At 62.3% G+C, this 24,364-nt stretch carries 21 protein-coding genes; 9 read left to right on the top strand and 12 right to left on the bottom strand.

What is annotated here, in order from left to right; all coding sequences use genetic code 11:
* Positions 1-2 precede the first annotated feature (2 nt).
* Together ribF and murJ are read right to left on the bottom strand one after the other, a co-directional pair.
* Complete coding sequence (gene ribF, locus LT40_RS19445) at positions 3-938, bottom strand: bifunctional riboflavin kinase/FAD synthetase (protein WP_043192806.1); 936 nt, start codon at positions 936-938, stop codon at positions 3-5.
* A 130-nt stretch (positions 939-1,068) separates the two neighbouring features.
* Positions 1,069-2,607 carry a murein biosynthesis integral membrane protein MurJ gene (gene murJ, locus LT40_RS19440; RefSeq protein ID WP_043193849.1) on the bottom strand — a complete coding sequence of 513 codons (1,539 nt, stop codon included), beginning with the start codon at positions 2,605-2,607 and terminating at the stop codon, positions 1,069-1,071.
* Between the two features lie 252 nt (positions 2,608-2,859).
* Here murJ and rpsT point away from each other — a divergent pair, with 252 nt between their 5' ends.
* The gene (gene rpsT, locus LT40_RS19435; protein ID WP_043192805.1) at positions 2,860-3,138 is read left to right on the top strand and encodes a 30S ribosomal protein S20; all 279 of its coding nucleotides are present in this window, start codon (positions 2,860-2,862) and stop codon (positions 3,136-3,138) included.
* 164 nt (positions 3,139-3,302) lie between these two features.
* Here the strand turns inward: rpsT and LT40_RS19430 are convergent, their stop codons facing one another.
* From LT40_RS19430 to rplU, 5 genes are all read right to left on the bottom strand, one after another.
* A complete protein-coding gene (locus LT40_RS19430; RefSeq protein WP_043192804.1) occupies positions 3,303-3,764 on the bottom strand; it encodes a CreA family protein in 462 nt (153 codons plus the stop codon).
* A gap of 19 nt (positions 3,765-3,783) precedes the next feature.
* The gene (gene proB, locus LT40_RS19425; protein WP_043193848.1) at positions 3,784-4,902 is read right to left on the bottom strand and encodes a glutamate 5-kinase; all 1,119 of its coding nucleotides are present in this window, start codon (positions 4,900-4,902) and stop codon (positions 3,784-3,786) included.
* Positions 4,903-5,095: 193 nt separating this feature from the next.
* Positions 5,096-6,316, bottom strand: coding sequence for an Obg family GTPase CgtA (cgtA, locus tag LT40_RS19420; RefSeq protein ID WP_043192803.1), 1,221 nt, complete (start codon positions 6,314-6,316; stop codon positions 5,096-5,098).
* 185 nt (positions 6,317-6,501) lie between these two features.
* Positions 6,502-6,759 (bottom strand): 50S ribosomal protein L27, encoded by a 258-nt coding sequence (rpmA, locus tag LT40_RS19415; protein ID WP_008371588.1) that lies wholly within the window; start codon positions 6,757-6,759, stop codon positions 6,502-6,504.
* Between the two features lie 34 nt (positions 6,760-6,793).
* On the bottom strand, positions 6,794-7,108 hold the full coding sequence (gene rplU, locus LT40_RS19410; RefSeq protein WP_003176051.1) for a 50S ribosomal protein L21: 315 nt from the start codon (positions 7,106-7,108) through the stop codon (positions 6,794-6,796).
* A gap of 331 nt (positions 7,109-7,439) precedes the next feature.
* Between rplU and LT40_RS19405 the strand changes: the two genes are divergently transcribed.
* The 3 genes from LT40_RS19405 (at position 7,440) to LT40_RS19395 (ending at position 9,285) form a co-directional block, all read left to right on the top strand.
* Positions 7,440-8,408, top strand: coding sequence for a polyprenyl synthetase family protein (locus LT40_RS19405; protein ID WP_043192801.1), 969 nt, complete (start codon positions 7,440-7,442; stop codon positions 8,406-8,408).
* Positions 8,409-8,557: 149 nt separating this feature from the next.
* Entirely contained in the window at positions 8,558-8,899 is a 342-nt protein-coding gene (locus LT40_RS19400) for a zinc ribbon domain-containing protein YjdM (RefSeq protein WP_043192799.1), read from the top strand.
* 143 nt (positions 8,900-9,042) lie between these two features.
* Complete coding sequence (locus LT40_RS19395; protein ID WP_043192798.1) at positions 9,043-9,285, top strand: PA4570 family protein; 243 nt, start codon at positions 9,043-9,045, stop codon at positions 9,283-9,285.
* Positions 9,286-9,481: 196 nt separating this feature from the next.
* Here the strand turns inward: LT40_RS19395 and LT40_RS19390 are convergent, their stop codons facing one another.
* The 4 genes from LT40_RS19390 to LT40_RS19375 form a co-directional block, all read right to left on the bottom strand.
* Positions 9,482-10,099: a BamJ family beta-barrel-assembly machinery protein gene (locus tag LT40_RS19390; protein ID WP_043192797.1), complete on the bottom strand. Its 618-nt coding sequence runs from the start codon at positions 10,097-10,099 to the stop codon at positions 9,482-9,484.
* Between the two features lie 141 nt (positions 10,100-10,240).
* Positions 10,241-10,729 carry a TIGR00645 family protein gene (locus LT40_RS19385; protein WP_043192796.1) on the bottom strand — a complete coding sequence of 163 codons (489 nt, stop codon included), beginning with the start codon at positions 10,727-10,729 and terminating at the stop codon, positions 10,241-10,243.
* 101 nt (positions 10,730-10,830) lie between these two features.
* Positions 10,831-11,169 carry a PA4575 family protein gene (locus LT40_RS19380; RefSeq protein WP_043192795.1) on the bottom strand — a complete coding sequence of 113 codons (339 nt, stop codon included), beginning with the start codon at positions 11,167-11,169 and terminating at the stop codon, positions 10,831-10,833.
* 159 nt (positions 11,170-11,328) lie between these two features.
* Positions 11,329-13,770: a Lon protease family protein gene (locus LT40_RS19375; protein WP_043192794.1), complete on the bottom strand. Its 2,442-nt coding sequence runs from the start codon at positions 13,768-13,770 to the stop codon at positions 11,329-11,331.
* 225 nt (positions 13,771-13,995) lie between these two features.
* Between LT40_RS19375 and LT40_RS19370 the strand changes: the two genes are divergently transcribed.
* The 3 genes from LT40_RS19370 (at position 13,996) to LT40_RS19360 (ending at position 17,129) form a co-directional block, all read left to right on the top strand.
* Positions 13,996-14,484 (top strand): DUF3015 domain-containing protein, encoded by a 489-nt coding sequence (locus LT40_RS19370; protein ID WP_043192793.1) that lies wholly within the window; start codon positions 13,996-13,998, stop codon positions 14,482-14,484.
* Positions 14,485-14,551: 67 nt separating this feature from the next.
* Positions 14,552-16,405, top strand: coding sequence for an Lnb N-terminal periplasmic domain-containing protein (locus LT40_RS19365; protein ID WP_043192792.1), 1,854 nt, complete (start codon positions 14,552-14,554; stop codon positions 16,403-16,405).
* Positions 16,406-16,631: 226 nt separating this feature from the next.
* A complete protein-coding gene (locus tag LT40_RS19360) occupies positions 16,632-17,129 on the top strand; it encodes a GreA/GreB family elongation factor (protein ID WP_043192791.1) in 498 nt (165 codons plus the stop codon).
* A gap of 63 nt (positions 17,130-17,192) precedes the next feature.
* On the opposite strand, the gene ettA is transcribed toward LT40_RS19360, so the two are convergent.
* Positions 17,193-18,857: an energy-dependent translational throttle protein EttA gene (gene ettA, locus LT40_RS19355; RefSeq protein ID WP_043192790.1), complete on the bottom strand. Its 1,665-nt coding sequence runs from the start codon at positions 18,855-18,857 to the stop codon at positions 17,193-17,195.
* A gap of 390 nt (positions 18,858-19,247) precedes the next feature.
* Here ettA and LT40_RS19350 point away from each other — a divergent pair, with 390 nt between their 5' ends.
* Both LT40_RS19350 and glyA read left to right on the top strand, forming a co-directional pair.
* Positions 19,248-22,697 carry a sensor domain-containing protein gene (locus tag LT40_RS19350; protein WP_043192789.1) on the top strand — a complete coding sequence of 1,150 codons (3,450 nt, stop codon included), beginning with the start codon at positions 19,248-19,250 and terminating at the stop codon, positions 22,695-22,697.
* Between the two features lie 228 nt (positions 22,698-22,925).
* Positions 22,926-24,179 (top strand): serine hydroxymethyltransferase, encoded by a 1,254-nt coding sequence (gene glyA, locus LT40_RS19345; RefSeq protein WP_043192788.1) that lies wholly within the window; start codon positions 22,926-22,928, stop codon positions 24,177-24,179.
* The last annotated feature ends 185 nt before the right edge of the window (positions 24,180-24,364 follow it).

Here is a 24,364-nt window from a genome sequence, read left to right as displayed (position 1 = left end):
ATTTAAGCGGTTGGCTTGGCCCAGTGGGCACGCGCGGCGGCGACATCCGCATCGATCGCCGACTTCAGCGCCTCAAGCGAGGCGAAACGCTGCTCATCACGCAGCTTGTGGTGGAACGCCACCGTTAAATGCCGGCCATAGAGGTCACCGGCAAAGTCCAGCAAATGCACTTCCAGGTGGGCACTGCCATCACCTGCAACGGTTGGCCGCACGCCTATGTTGGCGACTCCCGGCCAGGTCTTGCCGTCGATGTCGACACTCACCAGGTACACCCCGGTGAGTGGCACGCGACGGCGCTTGAGTTGCACATTGGCAGTGGGCCAGCCCAGTTGGCGTGCCAGCTTCTGCCCATGCAGGACCCTCCCCTCGATAGAGAAGGGCCGGCCGAGCAGTTGCTCGGCACGTTCAAAATCGGCTGCGGCCAGGGCCTTGCGGACCTGGGTGCTGCTGACGCGCAGGCCGTTCATCTCGACGGTCTGCGCCGCTTCGACGGTAAAGCCCTGGAGGCTGCCGGCCTGGGTCAGGAAATCGAAATCCCCGGCCCGGTCGCAGCCAAAGCGGAAGTCGTCACCGACTTCGAGGTGCTTCACATCCAGACCGTCGATCAGGATGGTATCGACGAACTCCGAGGCGCTGAGCTGGCTCAGGCGCTTGTTGAAGGCCAGGCACAGCACCAGGTCGACCTGCTCGTCGGCCAGCAGCTGCACCTTGTCGCGCAGCCGGGCCAGACGCGCCGGTGCGGTCTGCGGGCTGAAATATTCGCGCGGCTGCGGTTCGAAGATCACCACGCAGCTGGGCACGCCCAACTCCCGGGCACGCTCGCGCAGCCGCGCCAGGATAGCCTGGTGGCCGCGATGGACACCGTCGAAATTACCAATGGTGACGGCGCAGCCCCGATGCTGGGGCCGCAGATTGTGAAGGCCTCGAACCAGCTGCATAACGCGCTTCTTGCTCATAAAGTGGTCGATTATACCCATACCCACGCGCCGACGACAGGCAACAGCGTGCATGGATGTTCGCTATCGTGCAAAACCGCTGGCAGCCACGGACGGCCGGCGTGCCCGTGGGTCATGCCAGCCCGCGGCGGGCGAAGTCCTTGAGGCGGAAGCCCATGGCCAACAACATCCCGAAATACACTAGCACGCCTGTCAACACCAGCAGCCCCAGGCGCAGGAAGCGTTCGAGCATCTGCCCGTCGGCCCATGCCGGCATGTACTGCAGCATCACCAGCAAGACGCCAGCCATGGCCAGCACGGCCACGCCCAATTTGCACAGAAAGGCGGTCCAGCCGGGTTGCGGCTGGAACAGGTCCTGCTGGCGCAGCTTCCAATACAGCAATCCCGCGTTCAGGCAGGCACCCAGGCTGATCGCCAGCGCCAGACCGGCGTGCTGCAGGTGGCTGATGAGCAGCAGGTTGAAGACCTGGGTGGCCACCAGCGTGAAAATCGCAATCTTCACCGGCGTACGGATGTTCTGCTGGGCATAGAAACCGGGCGCCAGCACCTTGATCAGGATGATGCCCAGCAAACCGATGGAATAGGCGATCAGCGCACGCTGGGTCATGGCCGCATCCAGGGCGCTGAATTTGCCGTACTGAAACAAGGCCACGGTCAGGGGCTCGGCGAGCAGCGCCAAAGCCACTGCGCAGGGCAGCACCAGCACGAAGCACAGACGCAACCCCCAGTCGAGGATGCGCGAATATTCGTGGCGGTCCTTGTTGGCGTAGGTCTTGGCCAGGGTGGGCAGCAGGATGGTGCCCAGGGCCACGCCCAGCACGCCCGAAGGCAGCTCCATCAGGCGGTCGGCGTAGTACATCCAGGAAACCGAGCCTGCCACCAGGAAGGAGGCGAAGATGGTGTTGATGATCAACGAAATCTGGCTGACCGACACACCCAGAATCGCCGGCAGCATCTGCTTCATCACGCGCACGGCGCCGGTATCGCGCAGGCTCACGCGCGGCAGGACCAGCAAACCGAGTTTTTTCAGGTGCGGCAGTTGATACAGCAGCTGCGCCAGCCCCCCTGCCAGCACGGCCCAGCCGAGTGCCATCACCGGTGGGTCGAAATACGGCGTGAGAAACAGAGCGAAGAGGATCATCGACACGTTCAGCAACGTGGGCGTGAAGGCCGGCACCGAGAAGCGGTTGTAGGTGTTGAGAATGGCGCCGACGAAGGACGACAGCGAGATCAGCAATATATAAGGAAAGGTAACCCGCAGCAGATCGGTGGTGAGCTGGAATTTTTCCGGAGTATCGGCAAAGCCCGGCGCGGTCGCCCAGATGACCCAGGGCGCAGCCAGGATGCCCGCCACCGTGACCAGCGCCAGGGCCAGGGTCAGCAGACCGGCGACGTAGGCGACGAAGGTGCGCGTGGCCTCCTCGCCCTGCTGGCTCTTGTACTCGGCAAGAATGGGCACGAAGGCCTGTGAGAACGCGCCTTCGGCGAAGATTCGACGCAGCAGGTTGGGCAGCTTGAAGGCGATGAAAAAGGCATCGGTGACCATGCCGGCGCCGAAGATGCGCGCAATGATGGTGTCGCGGACGAAGCCCAGCACCCGCGAAACCATGGTGATGGAGCTGACCGCGGCCAGGGATTTGAGTAGATTCATCGAAAGTTTTTCATGCCCGTTGACGAAGAGCAGGCCCATATCCGGCCCAGGTGTGCGATACTCCGCGCCGCATCAGCAGGCAGAGCCAAAACCTCGCGAGTGTACAGGTCACGGGCCAGAAGTGAATCACTTCGACACCGACCGACCACTTAGCGGATCGTTTCACGTACCCTTGACAACCAACTCGTTGATGGGCATGATTCGCGGCCTTATTTGTTTGCTATTTCAAAAAGTCTTTCGAGGAGCTCGACGGTGGCCAACTCACCTTCCGCCAAAAAACGTGCAAAACAGGCTGAGAAGCGTCGCAGCCACAACGCCAGCCTGCGTTCCATGGTTCGCACCTACATCAAGAATGTAGTCAAAGCCATCGACGCAAAAGACGCAGAAAAAGCACAAGCTGCTTACGTTCTGGCCGTGCCAGTTATCGACCGTATGGCCGATAAAGGCATCATCCACAAGAACAAGGCTGCTCGTCACAAGGGTCGTCTGAACGGCCACATCAAAGCACTGAACCAGGCTGCTGCTGCCTGATCAGCTGTACGATGTAGAAAAAGCCGACCCCAGGGTCGGCTTTTTTGTGCCTGTGTGAATGAGGCGATATCGATGTGGCCCCTTTCGCGGCCGATGACCGCTCCTACGGTGGCTTGTATTTTCATCCGTAGGAGCGGTCATCGGCCGCGAAAGGCACACCGCAATTATTCGGTCGTCCAGGGGCGAATGGGGATGGCGGTCACGGCGTTCTGCGGGCTGCCTTCGATCATGCGATCGCTGTAGACCAGGTACACGAGCGCGTTGCGCTTCTTGTCATGGAAACGCACGACCTGCATGGTCTTGAACACCAGCGACGTGCGCTCCTTGAACACCTCCTCGCCCTCCTTCAAATTATCCGGCAGCTGGATCGGCCCGACCTGGCGACAGGCAATGGAAGCCTCGGCGCGATCTTCGGCCAGGCCCAGACCACCCTTGACCCCGCCCGTCTTGGCGCGCGATAGGTAGCAGGTCACACCCGGCACCTTGGGATCGTCGAAAGCCTCGACCACAATCCGGTCGTTCGGGCCGACGACCTTGAACACGGTGGACACCTGGCCGATTTCCTCGGCACTCGCCAGCATCGGCAGGCACAACATGGCAGCCGCAAGGGCTTTGAGCACTTTCATCGAAGCATTCCTGTAGGGATCAAACGAGGATCAGGTTGTCGCGATGCACCAGCTCGGGCTCGGCCATATAGCCCAGCAAGCGCTCGATGACGTCCGACGACTGACCGATGATTTTCTGTGCTTCCAGGGCACTGTAGTTGGCCAGGCCGCGGGCGACTTCGCGACCATCGGGCGCCACGCACACCACCATCTCGCCACGCCTGAAACTGCCTTGCACCACTTTCACGCCCACTGGCAGCAGACTCTTGTGGCCACCCGTCAGGGCTTGCACGGCACCTTCGTCCAGCACCAGGGTGCCGCGGGTCTGCAAGTGCCCAGCCAGCCACTGCTTGCGCGCAGCGAGCATTTCTCGCTCGGGAGACAACAGGGTACCCAGGCGCTCGCCGGCCTTGAGCCGGTCGAGCACGCGCTCGATACGGCCACCGACGATCACCGTGTGCGCGCCGGAGCGAGCCGCCAGGCGTGCGGCGCGCAGCTTGGTCTGCATGCCACCCCGTCCTAGCGCGCCACCGGTACCGCCGGCCACGGCGTCGAGCGACGGGTCGTCGGCGCGCGCCTCGAAGATCAGCTGGGCATCGGGATTGGTGCGCGGGTCGGCATCGAACATGCCGTCGCGGTCGGTGAGAATGACCAGCAAGTCCGCTTCCACCAGGTTAGCCACCAAAGCAGCCAGGGTGTCGTTGTCACCGAAGCGGATTTCGTCGGTGACCACGGTGTCGTTCTCGTTGATGACCGGCACCACGCCCAGCTCGACCAGGGTACGCAAGGTGCTGCGCGCATTGAGGTAGCGCTTGCGATCGGACAGGTCGTCGTGGGTCAGCAGGATCTGGGCGGTGTGCCGGCCGTGCTCGGCGAAGCTCGATTCCCAGGCTTGCACCAGCCCCATCTGGCCGATGGCGGCGGCTGCCTGCAATTCGTGCATGCCACTGGGGCGCTTGGCCCAGCCAAGACGGCTCATGCCGGCCGCCACCGCGCCGGAAGACACCAGCACCAACTCGACCCCGGCGTTGTGCAGGGCAACCATCTGCTCGACCCATACGCCCATCGCCGCGCGATCCAGACCCTTGCCGTCCGCGGTCAGCAGCGCACTGCCGATCTTCACGACCCAGCGCTGCGCACCCGTCACCTTGCTCCGCATCATCTGCCAACCTTTGCCCGGTAGAAAAACAAAAACGCCGCTCATGGTGAGCGGCGCTTAGTTTAACACTGGAGATCACTGTGGGAGCGGTCATCGGCCGCGAAGAAGACACCGTGGAGTGCCAGGCACACCGCGGTGCGCCCTTCGCGGCCGCGGACCGCTCCTACAGGAGCGGGACCTGCACCCATACGCACTAGTCGCGGACGTAGATGATTTCCGGGCCGTCTTCGGCATCTTCTTCTTCCCAGTCGTCATCGTCGCCGATGTCGTGGACGCTCTTCACGCCGCTGCGACGCAGTGCGCGCTGGTCGTCCAGGGCCTGCAGTTGCGCGCGGGCCTCATCTTCGATGCGCTGATCGAGCTCGGCCAGCTCATCGGCATAGGCCGGGTCGCGCGCCAGACGATCGGCGCGGTCTTCCAGGTAACGCATGATGTCGCGGCTCAGGCGCTCGGTCCCTTCCTTGGCGATGGCCGAGATCACATAGACCGGACCTTCCCACTCCAGGCGATCGACGATTTCCTTGACCCGTTCTTCGTGCTCTTCTTCCAGGATCTGGTCGCACTTGTTGAGCACCAGCCAGCGCTCGCGCTCGGCCAGTGACGGGCTGAACTTGACCAGCTCGTTGACGATCACCTCGGCGGCGTCGGCAGCACTGGTTTCATCCAGCGGCGCCATGTCGACCAGGTGCAGCAGCACGCGAGTACGCGCCAGGTGCTTGAGGAAGCGAATACCCAGGCCGGCGCCGTGGGAAGCCCCTTCGATCAGACCGGGAATGTCGGCCACCACGAAGCTCTTCCAACGGTCGACACTGACCACGCCCAGGTTCGGCACCAGGGTGGTGAACGGGTAGTCCGCCACCTTGGGCTTGGCGGCGGACACCGAGCGAATGAACGTGCTCTTGCCCGCATTGGGCAGACCCAGCAGACCGACGTCGGCCAGCACTTTCATTTCCAGCTTGAGGTCACGCTGCTCGCCGGGCTTGCCCGGACTGGTCTGGCGTGGCGCGCGGTTGGTACTGGACTTGAAGCGAGTGTTGCCCAGACCGTGCCAGCCGCCATGGGCGACCAGCAGGCGCTGGCCGGCCTTGACCAGGTCACCGATGACTTCCTGGGTGGAAGCGTCGATCACCGTGGTGCCTACCGGTACGCGCAACTCCATGTCTTCGCCCTTCTTGCCGGTGCAGTCGGTGCTGCCGCCGTTGGCGCCGCGCTCGGCATCGAAGTGACGGGTGTAACGGTAGTCGACCAGGGTGTTGAGGTTTTCGTCGGCGATCATGTAGATCGAGCCGCCATCACCACCGTCGCCGCCGTTGGGGCCGCCATTCTCAATGAATTTTTCGCGGCGAAAGCTCATGCAGCCATTGCCACCATCACCCGCCTTTACGCGGATGGACACTTCATCTACAAACTTCATGAAAAATACGCCTCTCGCCGCAAGGGCGAGCTAATGAACCTGAAACGTAAGGCTCTTGCAAAAATGAGCGCGGCAAACCCGTCAACGACTCTCGCACCGACAGCCCATGCAAACCTTTGCAAGAGACTCACTCCAAAAACGAAAAAGCCCCGTCGCAAGACAGGGCTTCTCCAGCGACGTCGCGATTAGGCTGCGACAACGCTCACGTAACGACGACCGAAGGCGCCCTTTACTTCGAACTTGATCACGCCTGCGACTTTCGCGAACAGGGTGTGATCCTTGCCCATGCCAACGCCGTAGCCAGCGTGGAATTGGGTGCCGCGCTGACGCACGATGATGTTGCCTGGGATGATAGCCTGGCCGCCATACATCTTCACGCCAAGGCGTTTGGCTTCTGAGTCGCGACCGTTACGGGTACTACCACCAGCTTTTTTGTGTGCCATGAGTCAATTCTCCTAGTGAGGAATTAGGCTGAAATTAAGCCTGAATACCGGTGATTTTGATCTCGGTGTACCACTGGCGGTGGCCCATGCGCTTCATGTGGTGCTTACGACGACGGAACTTGATGATGCGGACCTTATCGTGACGACCTTGGGAAATCACTTCAGCCACAACGGTAGCGCCGGCAACCACTGGAGCGCCGATGTTCACGTCGTCGCCATTGGCGACCAACAGAACGCGATCAAAGGTAACGGATTCGCCGGTGGCGATTTCCAGTTTTTCGATCTTCAGGTATTCACCTGGGGCGACCTTGTATTGCTTGCCACCGGTAACGATTACTGCGTACGACATGGTATTTCTCCGATAATCCTGCTCACCCAGCTCTTTATAAGTAGAGTGTCGGCTGGCATGGCTGCATGGGTTGGAACGCCCCAAATGCAATTGCGTAAGGCAGGTGCTGCCCAGGAAGTTCAGGGTGCGCGATTGTACGCAAGCCGCGATGCGCTGACAAGAGGCCGCCAGTCGCCTTGCGGGTTGGACGCGCCTGGCATAATGACCCTCGCAGACTGCAACCGACCCTCCCCCGCCCGGCACACGGGGGCGCCGGGCCATGGACGCGCCTTGACACGCTCCGACCCGCGTCCTAGCATGCCGCGCAACCCTTCTGGAGCGACTCTCGCTGATGCAACCCCAAGCTTTCCACCGCGCGGTGGCGGACGATTTCAGCGCCGTCGACGAGATCATCAAGAAGCAGCTGACCTCGCGCGTGCCGCTGGTATCGACGATCAGCGACTACATCACCTCCTCCGGGGGCAAGCGCCTGCGCCCGTTGCTGGTGCTGCTCGCCGGCAAGGCCCTGGGCCATCAGAGCGATGACCTGCGGCTGTTGGCAGCTACCATCGAGCTGCTGCACACCTCGACCCTGCTGCACGACGACGTGGTCGACATGTCCGGCATGCGCCGTGGCCGCTCTACCGCAAACGCCAAGTGGGGCAATGCCCCGAGCGTGCTGGTCGGCGACTTCCTCTATTCGCGCTCGTTCGAAATGATGGTCGAGCTGGGCTCGATGTCGGTGATGAAGATTCTCTCCCACGCCACGCGCATCATTGCCGAGGGCGAGGTGTTGCAGCTGTCCAAGGTACGGGACGCCAGCACCACCGAAGAAATCTACATGGAAGTGATCCGCGGCAAGACCGCGATGCTCTTCGAAGCCTCGGCGCACAGTGCCGCGGCGCTCACCGGCGCCAGTGCCGAGCAGTGTGAAGCGCTGCGCACGTTTGGCGATCACCTGGGCGTTGCGTTCCAGCTGGTCGATGATCTGCTCGACTACCGCGGCGACGCCGAGACCCTGGGCAAGAACGTGGGTGACGATCTGGCCGAGGGCAAGCCGACCTTGCCGTTGATCTACACCATGCGTGAAGGCAATGCCGAGCAGGCGGCGCTGGTGCGTCAGGCGATCCAGAAAGGCGGGATCGAGGATCTGGAACGCATCCGTGTGGCGGTCGAGGACTGCGGCGCGCTCGATTACACCGCGCAATTGGCCCGCGATTACGTGGCCAAGGCCATTGCCCAACTGGAAGTGCTGCCAGCCAGCCAGTATCGGAATGCGTTGGTCGAGCTCAGCGAGTTTGCGGTGGCGCGTACGCATTGATTCGTTGGTGAGGCCTTCGCGGGCAGAGGGCTCGCCGCCCGCCCCGCTCTCACAGTTACTCCTCTCTGCGGTAGCCCTTTCCTACAAGGGCTTCGCCTGCAAAAACCCTATATACTGCGTGCCTTTATTCCCTACCCCCGAGGAATCTCGTGAGCACGCTGCCACCCTGCCCCAAATGCCAATCCGAATACACCTACGAAGACGGCACCCAGCTGATCTGTCCCGAGTGCAGCCATGAATGGTCGGCCACTGGCGAAGACACTGCCGACGGCGATGCCTTGGTGATCAAGGATTCGGTGGGCAATGCACTGGCCGACGGCGACACCGTTACCGTGATCAAGGACCTCAAGGTCAAGGGCTCTTCGCTGGTGGTCAAGGTGGGTACCAAGGTGAAGAACATTCGCCTGTGCGACGGTGATCACGATATCGACTGCAAGATCGACGGCATCGGCGCCATGAAGCTCAAGTCCGAGTTCGTCCGCAAGGTCTGAGGCGCTGGCCGACCAATGGTCCGGGCCGCCGCCAGGCGGCCGGCATGGCTTTCGGGGGCGCAATGCCCGCCGATGGCAAATAGTCTCTTGCTATTATTTGAATAAGAATTATTCTCATTGAAACCCTTTCAAGGAGAATTGCCATGACCTATCTGATCGATGCCTGGCTGGACCGTCCACATCCTTACCTGCGCATTCTGCATCGCGATACGGGCGAAGTCTGTGCCGTGCTTGGCGAAGACGCGTTGGACGAACTGCGTGATCAGGGGGATCTGGATCTGCACGGGTTGAGCTCCAGCGAGCCGGTGGTGCTCAAGGAGTTGGTGCGTAATCTGTTTCTATTCTGCTATGCGCGGGCATTGCGGCCGATGGGGGAATTGCATTGAGGGGGCGGGGTGTCTGAGGGACCGCATGTACCGCCGACGCGGCTTGCGCCGCTGCTACAGGGGTCGTGTGGAGCAAGGGGGGGTCGCGGTGGGGCCGGACGCGGCTTGCGCCGCTGCTACAGGAGCGCGTATCTGTGTAGCAGCGGCGCGAGCCGCGTCGGCGGTCGTGCGGTGTGGCTGAAGCACACCCGACGCGTTACAGGACTTCGAGCAGTTCCACGTCGAACACCAGCACGCTGTGTGGCGGGATGCTGCCGACGCCCTGGGCACCGTAGGCCAGCTCGCTTGGAACGTGCACGCGCCACTTGCTGCCGGCAGGCATCAGTTGCAGGGCTTCGGTCCAGCCGGCGATCACACCGTTGACCGGGAATTCAGCCGGCTCGCCACGGTTGTAGGAGCTGTCGAACACGGTGCCATCCGTCAGGGTGCCGTGGTAGTGAACGCGCACGGTGCTGTCGCCGGACGGCTTGCTGCCTTCGCCGGTGCTCAGCACTTCGTACTGCAGGCCGCTGGCGGTGGTGGTGATTTCGCCGCGCTTGGCGTTTTCCGCCAGGTACGCTTTGCCTTCACCGGCCGCCGCTTCTGCCTTGGCCTGCTGCTCGGCCTGCATGATCTCGCGGATGACCTTGAAGCTGGCATTCAGCTCTTCTTCGCTCACACGGCTTTCATGGCCACGGAACGCGTCGGTCAGGCCGACCAGGATGGCTTCCAGGCTCACGCCCGGTGGCGGGTTGTCGCGCAGCTGGCCGCCCAACTGGCGGCCAATGCCATAGCTCACGCGGGTTTCGTCGGTCGACAATTGTACTTCGGACATCACACTGCTCCGCTGCGGGGCCGCGCCAGGATCTTCATGCGGGGATGAAGGGCGCGCCCGGATAAAAGGGCGAGCAGACTAGCACACTGCGTGCCCGCACTTCAGCCGGGCACGCTGTGCCAACGCATGCCACAGGTGTGGTCAGTGCTTGGTCAGCTTGTCCAGATAGCCCATGGCGAAAGCCGAAATGACGAAGGTCATGTGGATGATCACGTACCACATCAGGTACTGCGGTTCGATGTTCTTGGCATCCATGAACACGCGCAGCAGGTGGATGGAGGAAATCGCCACGATCGAGGCCGCAACCTTCATCTTCAGCGAAGACGAATCCATCTTGCCCAGCCAGCTGAGCTTCTCGACGCCCTCTTCGATGTCCAGCTGCGAAACGAAGTTTTCGTAGCCGGAAATCATCACCATCACCAGCAGGCCACCCACCAGTGCCATGTCGATGAGCGAAAGCAGGACCAGAATCACTTCCGATTCGGCCATGGCGAAGATGTTGGGCAGGACGTGGAAGATTTCCTGGAAGAATTTCAGGGCCAGTGCCAGCAGTCCCAACGACAGGCCGACGTAGATGGGCGCCAGCAGCCAGCGCGAGGCGTACATGGTTTTTTCGATGAAGCGTTCCATTGAGGCTCACAGGGTGGTGGAAATTGGAGCCGATTATAGCCACGCCCATGACAAAGCACGACGTGCGACGGTGTGTCGCAGTCGTTCGCAATACAGACAGGTCAATGTTCCGGAAACTGGCAACGAACGCTGCGCGTGCCGCGCTGACCGTTGATAGCGCGCAACTGGCGTTGCAGATGCAGTGCCCAGGCCTGTGGATCATCGCTGAGGGTGTAGCCGTGCAGGGTCAGGCTTTCGACAATGGCGTCGAGCACCGTTTCGGCGGCCAGCGGGCCATGAAAAGGTCCCTGGGCCTTGAGCGCGGAGGGTTGCTCACCTGCCATCCCGGCAGCGAACAGCAAGGTCCACAGGCCGTTGTCTCCCGCCAGCGGGCGGACGCTGCATTCGATCCGGGTCATCAGGCCCAGACATTGACGGTTGAGGCTCAGGCTGCGGGCCATGGCCACCCTCCTCGGACAGACACCACCGGCCCTCGTGTTCGGAACGACGCGTGAGGGCCATGATTCGAGCATAGAAGGTATTCTCAGGTGGCCACAGGCCAGCTGACGGGTGGCTCATACACCCATCGACTGGCCTGCAACGAGCGACCCCTCCAGCATCTACACCGTCGGCCGAACTTCGACGAGCTCTTCCAGGGCGTGCTCTTTCTCGGCTTCCTTGAAGTCTTCTTCGCTGATCATTTCAGCGATCACCCGCAAGCGTTCCACTACACGGGCGTTGATGCTGCCCTCGGGAAACTCGCCGTTCTCGTCAGGCTCGCCGGCAGGCTCGCCTGCCAGCAAGCTCAGCGCCTCGTCGGCCTGGCGCACGGCGTAGACGTGGAATTTGCCGTCGCGCACCGCCTGCAAGACCTTTTCGTCGAGCATCAAGGTGGCCACGTTGGCCTGGGGAATGATCGCGCCCTGCTCGCCGGTCAGGCCACGGGCCTCGCACAGACGGAAGAAGCCTTCGATCTTCTCGTTGACCCCGCCCACGGCCTGCACTTCGCCAAACTGGTTGATCGAGCCAGTGATCGCGAAACACTGCTTGAGCGGCATCTTCGACAATGCCGAAATCAGGGTGCAGGCTTCGCCGAGGGAGGCGCTGTCGCCATCCACATATCCGTAGGATTGCTCCAATGCGATGCTCGCCGAAATGGCCAGGGGAAACTCCTGCGCGTAGCGACTGCCCAGGTAGCCGGTGAGAATCATCACGCCCTTGGAGTGGATCGGCTGGCCCAGGTTGACCTCGCGTTCGATGTCGACGATGCCACTGCCGCCCGGGTACACCGTGGCCGAAATACGCGCCGGTACACCGAACGCCGAATCGCCCACCTCCAGTACCGTCAGCCCGTTGCACTTGCCCACCGCAGCCCCGGTGGTGTCGATCAGGATGATGCCGGCCAGCATGTCGTCTAGGATGCGCGCCGAGACCCTACCGGTACGCGTGGCCTTGGCCTTGAGCGCACGCTCGATGTGGCCGGCGTCGGTGCGTTCTTCGTTGGCCAGGTGACGGATGAAGTCCGCCTCGCTGACCAGTTGGAACAGATCGCCGATGCGCGCCGACAGACGCCCCTGGTTTTCCGCCAGGCGAGCGCTGTAGGTGGCCAGACGCGCTACGGCATCACCGGTCAGTGGCGCCATGCCCTCCTCCGAGGTGCGCGTCTTGAGCAACTGGGCGAACTGCTCCAGGCTCTCGTCGACCATGGGGATGTCTTCGTCGAAGTCGACCAGCACGCGAAACATCTCCTGGAAGTCGGGATCGTGGTCCTGCAGCGCGTAGTAAAGCTGGCGAGCGCCGATGATGATGACCTTGACCTGCAACGGAATCATCTGCGGTGTCAGGGTGACGGTGGCCAGGCGGCCGAACTCGCCCAGTGGCGACTCCATCTTCAGCTTTCGTGATTGCAAGGCGCGCTTGAGCGCATCCCAGACGAAGGGCTCGCCGAGCATCTTCTCGGCTTCCAGGATCAGGAAGCCACCGTTGGCACGGTGCAGCGCGCCAGGGCGCAGCTGCTTGTAGGTGGTGTAGAGCGCGCCCTGATCGGTGCTGTATTCGATGCGGCCGAACAGGTTGTCGTAGGTGGGGTGCGGTTCGAACACCACCGGCGCGCCGCCGCTCTGGTGATGACCCACTACCAAGCTGGGGCTGTACTGCTCTTCCAGCAACTTGCGCGCCTGGGCGTCGGCCTTGCTGTCGTCGACCAGTTGCTCGACCACGGTCTTGAGCAGGTTGACCTGGATGGCCTGCAGGTAGCCGCAGACCGCAGCGTTCTCGGCATACTTTTCCGACAACGGCGCCAACAGTGGCTGCAAGGCCAGGGTAATGGTCTCTTCGTTGAGCTGACGCAACTGGTTGCTCGATTCGCGCTTCCATTGCGGCAGGCTCGCCAGCTCCTCATTGAGGCGCTCTTCCAGGTTCGATATGTCGGTGTGGAAACGCTCGCGATCGGCCTCGGGCAACTGGGCGAATTCGGCTTCGTCCAGGGCCTTGCCGTCGAGCATCGGGGTAAAGGCGATGTTGCTGCTGTCGCGGTACAGCGCGATGTCCTTTTCCAGCGACAGCTTTTCGATCACATCCAGGGCGCGGTCATAGCGCTGATTGAACGCACGGTCGATGGCGCTCTTGCGTTGCTGGTAGGACGGGTGCTCGAACACCGCCGGAAAGGTCGCCAGCAGGTTGTCGATGAGTGCACCGATGTCGCCGATGAAGGCGCCGGCGCTGCCGGGCGGCAGTTCGAGGGCGCGGGGTTCGCGCGGCTCGTCGAAGTTGTTGACGTAGACCCAGTCGGCCGGGGTCTGCAGGCGCTTGCCTTCGGCCTTGAGGTAGCGTTTGACGAACGAGAAGCGGCCGGTGCCGGGCTCGCCCATGACGAATACGTTGTAGCCGGGGCGAGGCATGGCGACGCCGAACTGCAAGGCCTCGACGGCGCGCTCCTGGCCCAGGACGCCACGAAAGGGCTCCAGGTCGTTGGTGGTAGTGAAGTTGAACTGTTCAGCGGAGAACGGGCGGGTCAGTGCTTCGGGTGCAAGACGCAGGCTGGCAGCTACGGAATCGGGCATCGGGCATCCTTACTTCGGCGGGACAGATGCGGTCATTCTGGGCGCTTCTGTGGCGACGGCGCAAGCTGCAGCGGGGCCTTGTCGCGCAGGCTGCAAGTTACTCATTTCGTGCGGAACTGCAACGCTTGCCTAAACTCCAAGTTACGCGGTCGGCCCAATAACCGACCCGTCCTGGTTCTCCAGGCATTAGACCCTCAGTAAGCACATCAAAAAGAGAACAACGCTATGAAACGGATTCTGCTGGGTACTCTGTTCGCCGCCGTCTCGATCAACGCCATGGCGCAAGCGCCCGGCGGTCCGGATTGCGGTTGGGGCAACATGTTGTTCGAAGGCCAGCGCGGCACGCCTGCGCACTTCCTGGCTTCCACCACCAACGGCACTTCGGGTAACGCCACCTTCGGCATGACCTCGGGCACCAACGGCTGCTCGACCAACGCGGCACTGACCTACGGCGGTAAATCCTGGATTGCCATGAATGGCATGATGGACGAGCTGTCCGAAGACATGGCCAAGGGCCAAGGCGAAGCACTGACCACCTATGCCGTGGTACTGGGCGTCGCTCCTGAAGACCGTGCCTACTTCCAGTCGGTCACCCACGAGCACTTCCAGCAGATCTTCAGCAGCGCTGACAGCACCGCTGAAGACGTACACAGCAACACCATCGCTGTCCTGAAAAACGATCCACGTCTGGCCAAATACGCCACCCAGGCTTAAGCTCGACCCGCCCGCTCCTTTCGGAGCGGGCATCCCCCTTCCGATTTCGCCGAACTAGTTGCCGACCATGCTCAAACGCCTTGCCTTCCTGGCGCTCTGTGTGTGCGCCCCGCTGCACGCCGCTCCACACATCGACGCCCAGCGTCTGCAACAGCTAGCGAACGAGCCCTACTGGATTTCCGTCGGCCATTACGAGCGCGGCAAGCTCGGCGGCTGGCGCAGCTATGTCGATGACCGCAAATTCTTTCTGGCCGAGGATGGCGCGCACCATCCCGATGCCGAACTGCAGGCCACGCTGCAGGCCATCTACGCGCCTGCGGCCAGCGGCGACAAGCATGCGCAGTGCGTATTTCCTGCGCGTACCCGCTGGTTGCGCGAGCAGCTTGGGTTGACCGACTTGCCGAACGTGGACTGTGCCGAATTCAGCAAGTGGATCTCCGACGTTGCGCCCCACAGCGCCGTGTTGATCTTCCCGGCCGCGTACCTGAACAGCCCATCATCGATGTTCGGGCACACCTTGCTGCGCATCGATCAGGCCGATGTGCAGAGCAACAACACCGCATTGCTCAGCTATGCGATCAACTTCGGCGCCTATGTCGAAGGTGGCGACAACAGCATTCTCTATGCCTGGAAAGGTCTCGCCGGAGGTTATCCGGGCTTGTTCGCCCTGGTGCCCTATCAGGAAAAGCTTTCCGAGTACCGCAGCCTGGAAAACCGTGACCTGTGGGAGTACCGGCTCAACCTCACGCCTGAAGAGACCGGACGCATGGTCGAGCACGTGTGGGAACTCAAGCAGGTGCAGTTCGATTATTTCTTCTTCGACGAAAACTGCTCCTATCGCCTGCTCGAACTGCTTCAGGTGGCCCGTCCCGGGCTCGACCTCACTTCGCAGTTTCCGCTGACGGCCATTCCTACCGACACGGTCAAGGCAGTGAAGGCGGCCGGCCTGGTCGAGAAGATCGATTACCGCGCTTCCCGCGAGCGGGAGCTGCTCGAGCGCGCCAAACCGCTCGACAGCAACGAGCAGCAGTGGGTGCAGAAGATCGCCGCCGACACGGCGCAGATCGACAGCGAAGGCTTCCAGGCCTTGGGCAGGGACCGCCAGGCATTGATCCAGGATGCCGCGTTTCGGCTGGAGCGCTACCGCGCCACCGGCCAGGAGCGCGACCCGGCGCGGACCCAGCGCAGCTTCCAACTGCTGCGTGCGATCAATCGCAATCCGCCACCGCCGCTGGCCATCGACCGCCCCGGCTTGCCCGAAGACGGCCACCAGTCGCGTACCTGGAGCGCGGGCGTTGGCACCCGTGGCGATACCGCGTTTGCCGAGTACGGTCTGCGCATGGCGTATCACGATCTCAACGACAACGCCGAAGGATTCCCGCTGGGCGCACAGATCGAGATTCTCGGCCTGAAAGTGCGTCAGTACGAAGGCAACAAATGGCAGGTGCAGCAATTGGATCTGGCCACCATCCGCTCGCTGACACCGCGCAACGAGCTGTTGCAGCCGCTGTCCTGGCAGGTCACGGGCGGTCTGGAACGAGTGCTGGGCAAGCATGGCGACGAAAACCTGGTGTCCCATGTCAACGGCGGCGCAGGCGGCACCTGGCAGCTGAGCGAGCACATGCTGGGCTTTGCCCTGGGCACTGTGCGGGTGGAGCATAACAATGACTTCGCGCAGTTCGTGGCGCCGGCAGCGGGGTTCAACAGCGGTGTGCTGTGGAAGAACGCGCTGGGTAATTTCAGCCTCGAAGGCAAGGGTGACTATTTTACCAACGGCGAGGTGCGTCGCAGCCTGAGTCTGAACCAGCAGTGGGAGGTTTCCCGCAACCTGGGGCTGCGCTTGAGTGCCCAGCGTGACTTCAGCCATATGAGCTCGCCGCGCAACGAGGTCATGCTCGAGGTCAAGTGGTACCACTACTAGTCAGATGCACCAGGCTATTTATCTCGTAGGTACTTCTGCCCAGCGGTCCTGGGTACGACGGCGTCGAATGCAACTATGACTGGATATTGCGGCCTAACTTCTACAAGCAGTGGTAACTGTAGGAGTCATGCTGGCTTGCGACATGGGTTCAAGTCACATGCTGTCATTGGATTCGCGGCACTCCTGCATTCGGGGCGACCGACACCGCCCATAAGGGAGGACTATCATGAGCAGGGCATTCGTCAATGAAGACCACGCCGCCGCCCAGGCGACTCAACCCGTAGAACGCCTGATCAGCACCCAGCCCAATTACGTGACCGCCAGCGGGCTGGCCCAACTGCAGGCGCGGGTTACCGAAGTACAAATATTGCAGGCCGAGCAATCGGCCATGGGTGAGCGCGCCGACCGCCAGCGCATGGCCGATCTGGAACGGGACATGCGTTACTACCAGCATCGCTTGCAGCATGCGCAGGTAGTCGCACCCATCACGTCCACGGCAAAGGTGCAGATCGGCAGTTGGGTGACCTTTGCCGATGAGCAAGGTGATGAGCAGCGCGTATGCCTGGTGGGTGAAGACCAAGCCGACGCAGGCGTTGGACTGATCAACTGGGCTTCGCCCCTGGGGCGCGCGCTGTTGGGTGCGGAAGTCGGTGAAGAGCGAGTATGGCGGCGCCCCGCAGGCGATCTGACCGTGGAAATCATGGGCATTCAGACAGGCCCCTGAGCCACCGATCGCCTACATTTGCCGGACAAAAAAATGGGGCCCTTTGCGGGGCCCCATTTTCGTTTACGCCAGCTTCTTGTGACGAACCCGGTGCGGTTGGGCAGCCGCTTCACCCAGGCGCTTCTTGCGATCGGCTTCGTACTCGGTGTAGTTGCCTTCGAAGAACACCGCCTGGGAGTCATCCTCGTAGGCCAGGATGTGCGTGGCCACGCGGTCCAGGAACCAGCGATCGTGAGAGATCACGATGGCCGCGCCTGGGAAGTCCAGCAGGGCTTCTTCCAGGGAACGCAAGGTTTCCACGTCGAGGTCGTTGGACGGTTCGTCGAGCAGCAGGACGTTGCCACCCTCCTTCAAGGTCAACGCCAGGTGCAGGCGGCCACGTTCACCGCCCGAGAGGTCCTTGACGAACTTCTGTTGATCGCCGCCCTTGAAGTTGAAGCGGCCCACGTAGGTGCGTGAAGGGATCTCGTAGTTGCCGATGCGGATCTGGTCGGAGCCGTCGGAGATCTGCTGGAACACCGACTTGCTGCCGTCCAGGTCGTCACGGCTCTGGTCGACACAGGCCAGTTGTACGGTCTCACCGATTTCGATGGAGCCCGAATCCGGCTGTTCCTTGCCCATGAGCATGCGGAACAGGGTCGATTTACCCGCACCGTTACCACCGATGACGCCGACGATCGCGCCCTTGGGCATGGCGAACGACAGATTGTCGATCAGCACGCGGTCGCCGTAGCCCTTGGTGACGTTCTTGAATTCGATGACCTTGTCACCCAGGCGCGGACCGGCCGGGATGTAGATCTCGTTGGTTTCCGACCGCTTCTGGAATTCCTGGGACTGCATTTCTTCGAAACGCTGCAGGCGGGCCTTGGATTTCGACTGGCGGGCCTTGGCGCCCTTGCGCACCCATTCCAACTCTTCCTTCATGGCCTTTTCATGGGCCGACTGCTGCTTGGATTCCTGGGCCAGGCGGTCGGATTTGGCTTCGAGCCAACCCGAATAGTTACCCTCGTAGGGAATGCCGGCGCCGCGGTCGAGTTCGAGGATCCAGCCGGCGACGTTGTCGAGGAAGTAACGGTCGTGGGTAATCGCGACCACAGTGCCGGGGAAGTCGTGCAGGAAGTGCTCCAGCCAGGCCACCGAGTCGGCGTCCAGGTGGTTGGTTGGTTCGTCGAGCAGCAGCATGTCGGGGGCCGAGAGCAGCAGGCGGCAGAGGGCCACGCGGCGTTTCTCACCACCGGACAGGTGCTCGATCTTGGCGTCCCAGGCCGGCAGGCGCAGGGCGTCGGCGGCGACTTCCAGCTGACGTTCCAGGTTGTGGCCGTCGCTGGCTTGCAGAATGGACTCCAGCTTGGCCTGTTCGGCGGCCAGCTTGTCGAAGTCGGCATCGGGCTCGGCGTAGGCGGCGTAGACTTCGTCCAGGCGGGCCTGGGCGTCCTTGATCACGCTGACCGCTTCCTCGACCACTTCGCGCACGGTCTTGGTCGGGTCCAGTTGCGGTTCCTGGGGCAGGTAACCGACGTTGAGCTCGGGCATGGGGCGTGCTTCGCCGTCGAATTCCTTGTCGACACCGGCCATGATCTTGAGCAGGGTAGATTTGCCCGAGCCGTTCAGGCCGAGCACGCCGATCTTGGCGCCGGGGAAAAAGGACAACGAGATGTTCTTGAGGATTTCCCGCTTCGGCGGAACGACTTTGCTCAGCCGATGCATGGTGTAGACGTATTGAGCCATGGAATGAACCTGGATAAAGAAGGTGCGAGATAGAGGATGGAAGCTTGGGCCCCCGCAAGGTGTTCAAAGCTACCGGAATGCGGGAGTCAGGGCAAACCGGTGCGCACCTCAGCAATAGCACTCGGCGGCCACGGATTATGGCGTAATACCGCAGTGCCTGCGGACGCGGCTTGCGCCGCTGCTACAGGGATAGTTTGGGCGTTGTAGCAGCGGCGCGAGCCGCGTCGGTGGTCCATGGGGTGCGCCTGGCACCACCCCGCCGCGACAGAAGCCTAGCCGGCCTCGGGGGCTACAGCTTATAGTGCGAGGTGTAACACGCATGATTCATGTGCCCATGTTCGGGCACACGCCTATGCCTGCCCCCGACTGTCATATCGCAGGATGTTCAGCTTGTCCAATCTCAATCAGCCGTCCTCCTTGCGCCCGCCTGTCCAAGGGTCAGGTACTCCGCTACACGGCTCGTTGAAGGGCGCGCTGGCGTTTCTGGTCCTGATGCTGCTGATGCTGCTGTTCTGGCAGTTGTTCGACCAGTTCCAGCGCACCCAGGCCGACCAGCGTCAGCACAGCATCGACTACAGCGCGGACCTGGCCGATCACGTCAATCTGAACATGGCGCTCAACGCGCAGATCGTGCTCAACCAGTTGCTCACCACCCAGCCCTTCCCCAGCGCCCGGGAACGCGCCGAAACCCTGGGCCGCGTGCAGCGCTCGGTGCCCGAACTGCAAAGCCTGGCCTGGCTCAGCGGCGATGCACGAGTCATCGCCGATACCCTGGCGCAAGTGGACGACGAGGCGTTCATCACCACGCTGGTAAGCCGCCTGGATGGTGACAGCCACTACTACACCAACAGCCCGGCCGCCGACCTGGTCTACCTGTTGATCCGCCAGCCTGGCGAAAACACCAATGGCTACTGGCTGCTGCGCATGAACCCGATCGTCATCGGCCGGCTCATCCATCAGGTCGAGCGCGAGCAGAACCCCAGTTGGGTATTGGAAAACCACGCGGACAAGCACGTCATCGGCCGCGCCGGCCCTGCCCCGCTCGGCGTCTCCGAACTGAGCGCCACCGAGCTCGACCAGAGCGTGCTGGTCACCCAACTGAGCCACAGCGACTGGCAACTGCGCAGCCTGTTCGATGCAAGGCAGGCGCGTTTGGCACTGCTGCCACCTTTGATAGGCAAATGCCTGCTGGGCCTGCTGGTGTCGCTGGTGCCATTGCTGGCGCTGTTGAGCATGCGCCGCCGCCAGCGTGAACTCAACGAAGAGCGTCGCCGCTATCAGGACATCTTCGAAGGCGCCGGGGTGGCGCTGTGTGTGCTCGACCTGTCGGGCGTGCTGGCGTTGTTCGAGCGCTTTGGGTTAAGCGCGCACACCGATCTGGCGCAGTGGCTGCAGGACAATCCGGCGCTGCATCAGGACCTGCTGCAGGCGCTGCGCGTTACCGAGGTTAACCACGTTGCCTTGCGAGTGTTGCAGGTGCACACCAGCGAACAGGCGTGGCGCAAGCTGATCGAAAGCTGTACGGACCAGGACGCGGGCATCGGCTATCAGTTGATCGCCGCCCTGCTCGAGCGCCAACAGCAGCTGGATCTGGAAATCCGTCTGGACAACCAGCAAGGCCAGGATCAGTACCTGTGGGTAACGGTCCGCTTTCCCGAACGCGCCGAGGACTACCATGCGGTCATTCTCAGTATTACCGACGTCACCAGCCATCGGACGGCGAGCGAATCGCTGCGCCAGAGCGAAAAACGCCATCGCATGCTTGCCGAGAGCATCAGTGACGTGATCTTTTCGACCAACAATCGCCTGGAGCTGAACTACGTCAGCCCCTCGGTGCAGACCGTGCTGGGTTTCGATGCGGACTGGGTGCTGCAGAACGGCTGGCAGAGCATGCTGGCCAATCCCGCACAGATGACGGGTATCAATGCGCTGTTGGCCCAGGTGCATCAGGCCCTGCACGCGCCGGCCGAGCTGGCTGCCCTGCGCAGCGACCTGAAGACGCAGGTCTTCATGTTCGACTGCCTGCGCCACGATGGTCGCAAGATCCCCATCGAGCTGCGCCTGGTGTTGATCTGGGACGCCCAGGGTATGTTCGAAGGCATCCTGGGCGTGGGACGCGACGTCAGCCAGCAGCGTCGGGCCGAAAAGGACCTGCGCATGGCGGCCACGGTATTCGAGCACTCGACATCAGCGATCCTCATCACCGACCCGGCCGGCTACATCGTGCAGGCCAACGAAGCCTTCAGCCGCGTCAGCGGTTATGCCGTGGCCCAGGTGCTCGACCAGCTGCCGAACATGCTGACCGTGGACGACCAGCAGGAAGCCCACCTGCGCTACGTGCTCAAGCAACTGCAACTGCGCGGTACCTGGGAAGGCGAAGTCTGGCTCAAGCGGCGCAACGGCGAGCACTACCCGGCGTGGGTCGGCATCACGGCGGTGCTCGACGACGAAGGCGACTTGGCCAGCTACGTGTGCTTCTTCAGCGACATCAGCGAGCGCAAGGCCAGCGAGCAGCGCATTCATCGCCTGGCCTACTACGATGCGTTGACCCACCTGCCCAACCGCACGCTGTTCCAGGATCGCCTGTACAACGCCCTGCAGCAGGCCGAGCGCCAGCAGTCTTGGGTGGTGCTGATGTTCCTCGACCTCGACCGCTTCAAGCCGATCAACGATTCCCTCGGCCACGCTGCCGGTGACCGCATGCTCAAGGACATGGCCACGCGCCTGCTGGGCTGCGTCGACGACGACGACACGGTGGCGCGCATGGGTGGCGACGAGTTCACCCTGCTGCTGCAACCACGCGCGACCCGCGAGCTGGCCTTGAACCAGGCCATTCATGTGGCAGAGCAGATTCTCGGCAGCCTGGTGAAACCCTTCGTGCTGGAAGGCCGCGAGTTCTTCGTCACGGCCAGCGTGGGCATTGCCTTGAGCCCGCAGGATGGCGGCGAGCTGAGCCAGCTGATGAAGAACGCCGACACCGCGATGTACCACGCCAAGGAGCGCGGCAAGAACAACTTCCAGTTCTACCAGGCGGACATGAATGCCACCGCGCTGGAGCGTCTGGAGCTGGAAAGCGACTTGCGCCACGCCCTGGAGCAGGAAGAGTTCGTGCTGTACTACCAGCCGCAGTTCAGCGGCGACGGCAAACGCCTGACCGGTGCCGAAGCCTTGTTGCGCTGGAACCACCCGCGGCGTGGCCTGGTGCCGCCGGGCGAATTCATTCCGGTGCTCGAGGAGCTGGGGCTGGTGGTGGATGTCGGCGACTGGGTGCTGGCCGAGGCTTGCCGGCAGCTCAAGGCCTGGCATGTGGCCAAGGTGCGGGTGCCCAAGGTGTCGGTGAACATTTCCGCGCGGCAGTTCGCCGATGGCCAGCTGGGCAAGCGCATCGCCCGAACGTTGGAAAGCATCGGCCTGCCGCCGGCTTGCCTGGAGCTGGAGTTGACCGAAAGCATTCTGATGCGCGAAGTCAACGAGGCCCTGGTTATTCTCGACACCTTGAAAAACCTGGGCCTGAGCATCGCCATCGACGATTTCGGTACCGGGTATTCGTCGCTCAACTACCTCAAGCAGTTCCCCATCGATGTGCTGAAGATCGACCGCACCTTCGTCGACGGCCTGCCTTCGGGCGAACAGGATGCGCAGATCGCCCGGGCGATCATTGCCATGGCGCACAGCCTGAACCTGTCGGTGATCGCCGAAGGCGTGGAGACCCACGAGCAGCTGGAGTTTCTTCGCGAGCATGGTTGCGACGAGGTCCAGGGCTACCTGTTCGGCCGACCGATGCAGGCCCATCGTTTCGAAGCGCAATTCAGCAACGACGCACTGTTTCTGTTTCAGTGATCCCATCCGGGCCCGGTGGGAGCGGTCTGTGGCCGCGAAGGGTACATGCGGTGTATCAAAAAAACCGCGGCGCCCTTTTCGCGGCCACTGACCGCTCCCCCGCTATGCCCAGGTGGGAGCGGACATGAAGCCCGCTTGTCCAGGCAATGACTGCCTTTCATATGCCAGACAAAAGCCGATGGGGTAGAATGCTCGCCTTTCCCAACATCCCGATCCTTGAGGACCGCCATGTTCAGCCGTAGCCAGACACTCGCCAAGTACGATGCCGATCTCTTTGCCGCCATGGAGCAAGAAGCCCAGCGCCAGGAAGATCACATCGAGCTGATTGCCTCGGAAAACTACACCAGTCCCGCTGTGATGGAAGCCCAGGGCTCGGTGCTGACCAACAAGTACGCCGAAGGCTATCCGGGCAAGCGCTACTACGGCGGCTGCGAGTTCGTCGACGTGATCGAGCAGCTGGCCATCGACCGCGCCAAGGAGCTGTTCGGCGCCGACTACGCCAACGTCCAGCCGCACGCCGGTTCGCAAGCCAACAGCGCGGTCTACCTGGCCCTGCTGCAGGCGGGCGATACCATCCTGGGCATGAGCCTGGCCCACGGCGGTCACCTGACCCACGGCGCCAGCGTTTCTTCGTCGGGCAAGCTGTACAACGCCGTCCAGTACGGCATCGATGCCCAGGGCCTGATCGACTACGACGAAGTCGAGCGCCTGGCTCTGGAGCACAAGCCGAAGATGATCGTGGCCGGTTTCTCCGCCTACTCGCAGATCCTCGACTTCCCGCGCTTCCGTGAAATCGCCGACAAGGTCGGTGCCTACCTGTTCGTTGACATGGCCCACGTGGCCGGCCTGGTTGCCGCCGGCGTGTACCCCAACCCGGTGCCGTTCGCCGACGTGGTCACCACCACCACCCACAAGACCCTGCGCGGCCCTCGTGGCGGCCTGATTCTGGCGCGTGCCAATGCCGAGATCGAGAAGAAGCTCAACTCGGCGGTGTTCCCAGGTGCCCAGGGTGGCCCGCTGGAGCACGTCATTGCCGCCAAGGCCGTGTGCTTCAAGGAAGCGCTGCAGCCTGAATTCAAGACCTACCAGCAGCAGGTCGTGAAGAACGCCCAGGCCATGGCCAAGGTGTTCATCGACCGTGGTTTCGACGTGGTTTCCGGTGGTACCGAGAACCATCTGTTCCTGCTGTCGCTGATCAAGCAGGACATTTCCGGCAAGGACGCAGACGCGGCGCTGGGCAAGGCATTCATCACCGTCAACAAGAACTCGGTGCCCAACGATCCTCGCTCGCCGTTCGTGACCTCCGGCCTGCGCTTTGGTACGCCTGCTGTGACCACTCGTGGTTTCAAGGAAGCCGAGTGCCAGGAACTGGCCGGCTGGATCTGCGACATTCTGGCTGATCTGAACAATGAAGCAGTGATCGATGCCGTGCGCCAGAAGGTCCAGGCCATCTGCGCCAAGCTGCCGGTTTATTCGGCGTAAAAGCCGACGGCGTTCTTGTAGCAGCGGTGCAAGCCGCGTCGGGCTTCACCGCGTTGTGTCAGATATTTCGCGGGGATCGCCGACGCGGCTTGCGCCGCTGCTACAGGGGGTGCGTTAAGCTTGCGTTTGGTTGCACCGCGTTGTGTCAGATACTGCGCGGGACCGCCGACGCGGCTTGCGCCGCT

This window comes from Pseudomonas rhizosphaerae (assembly GCF_000761155.1).
GTDB classification, from domain to species: Bacteria; Pseudomonadota; Gammaproteobacteria; order Pseudomonadales; family Pseudomonadaceae; genus Aquipseudomonas; species Aquipseudomonas rhizosphaerae.
Note: the sequence above shows the minus strand (reverse complement) of the source record. Positions and strands in the feature narration are given on the sequence as shown.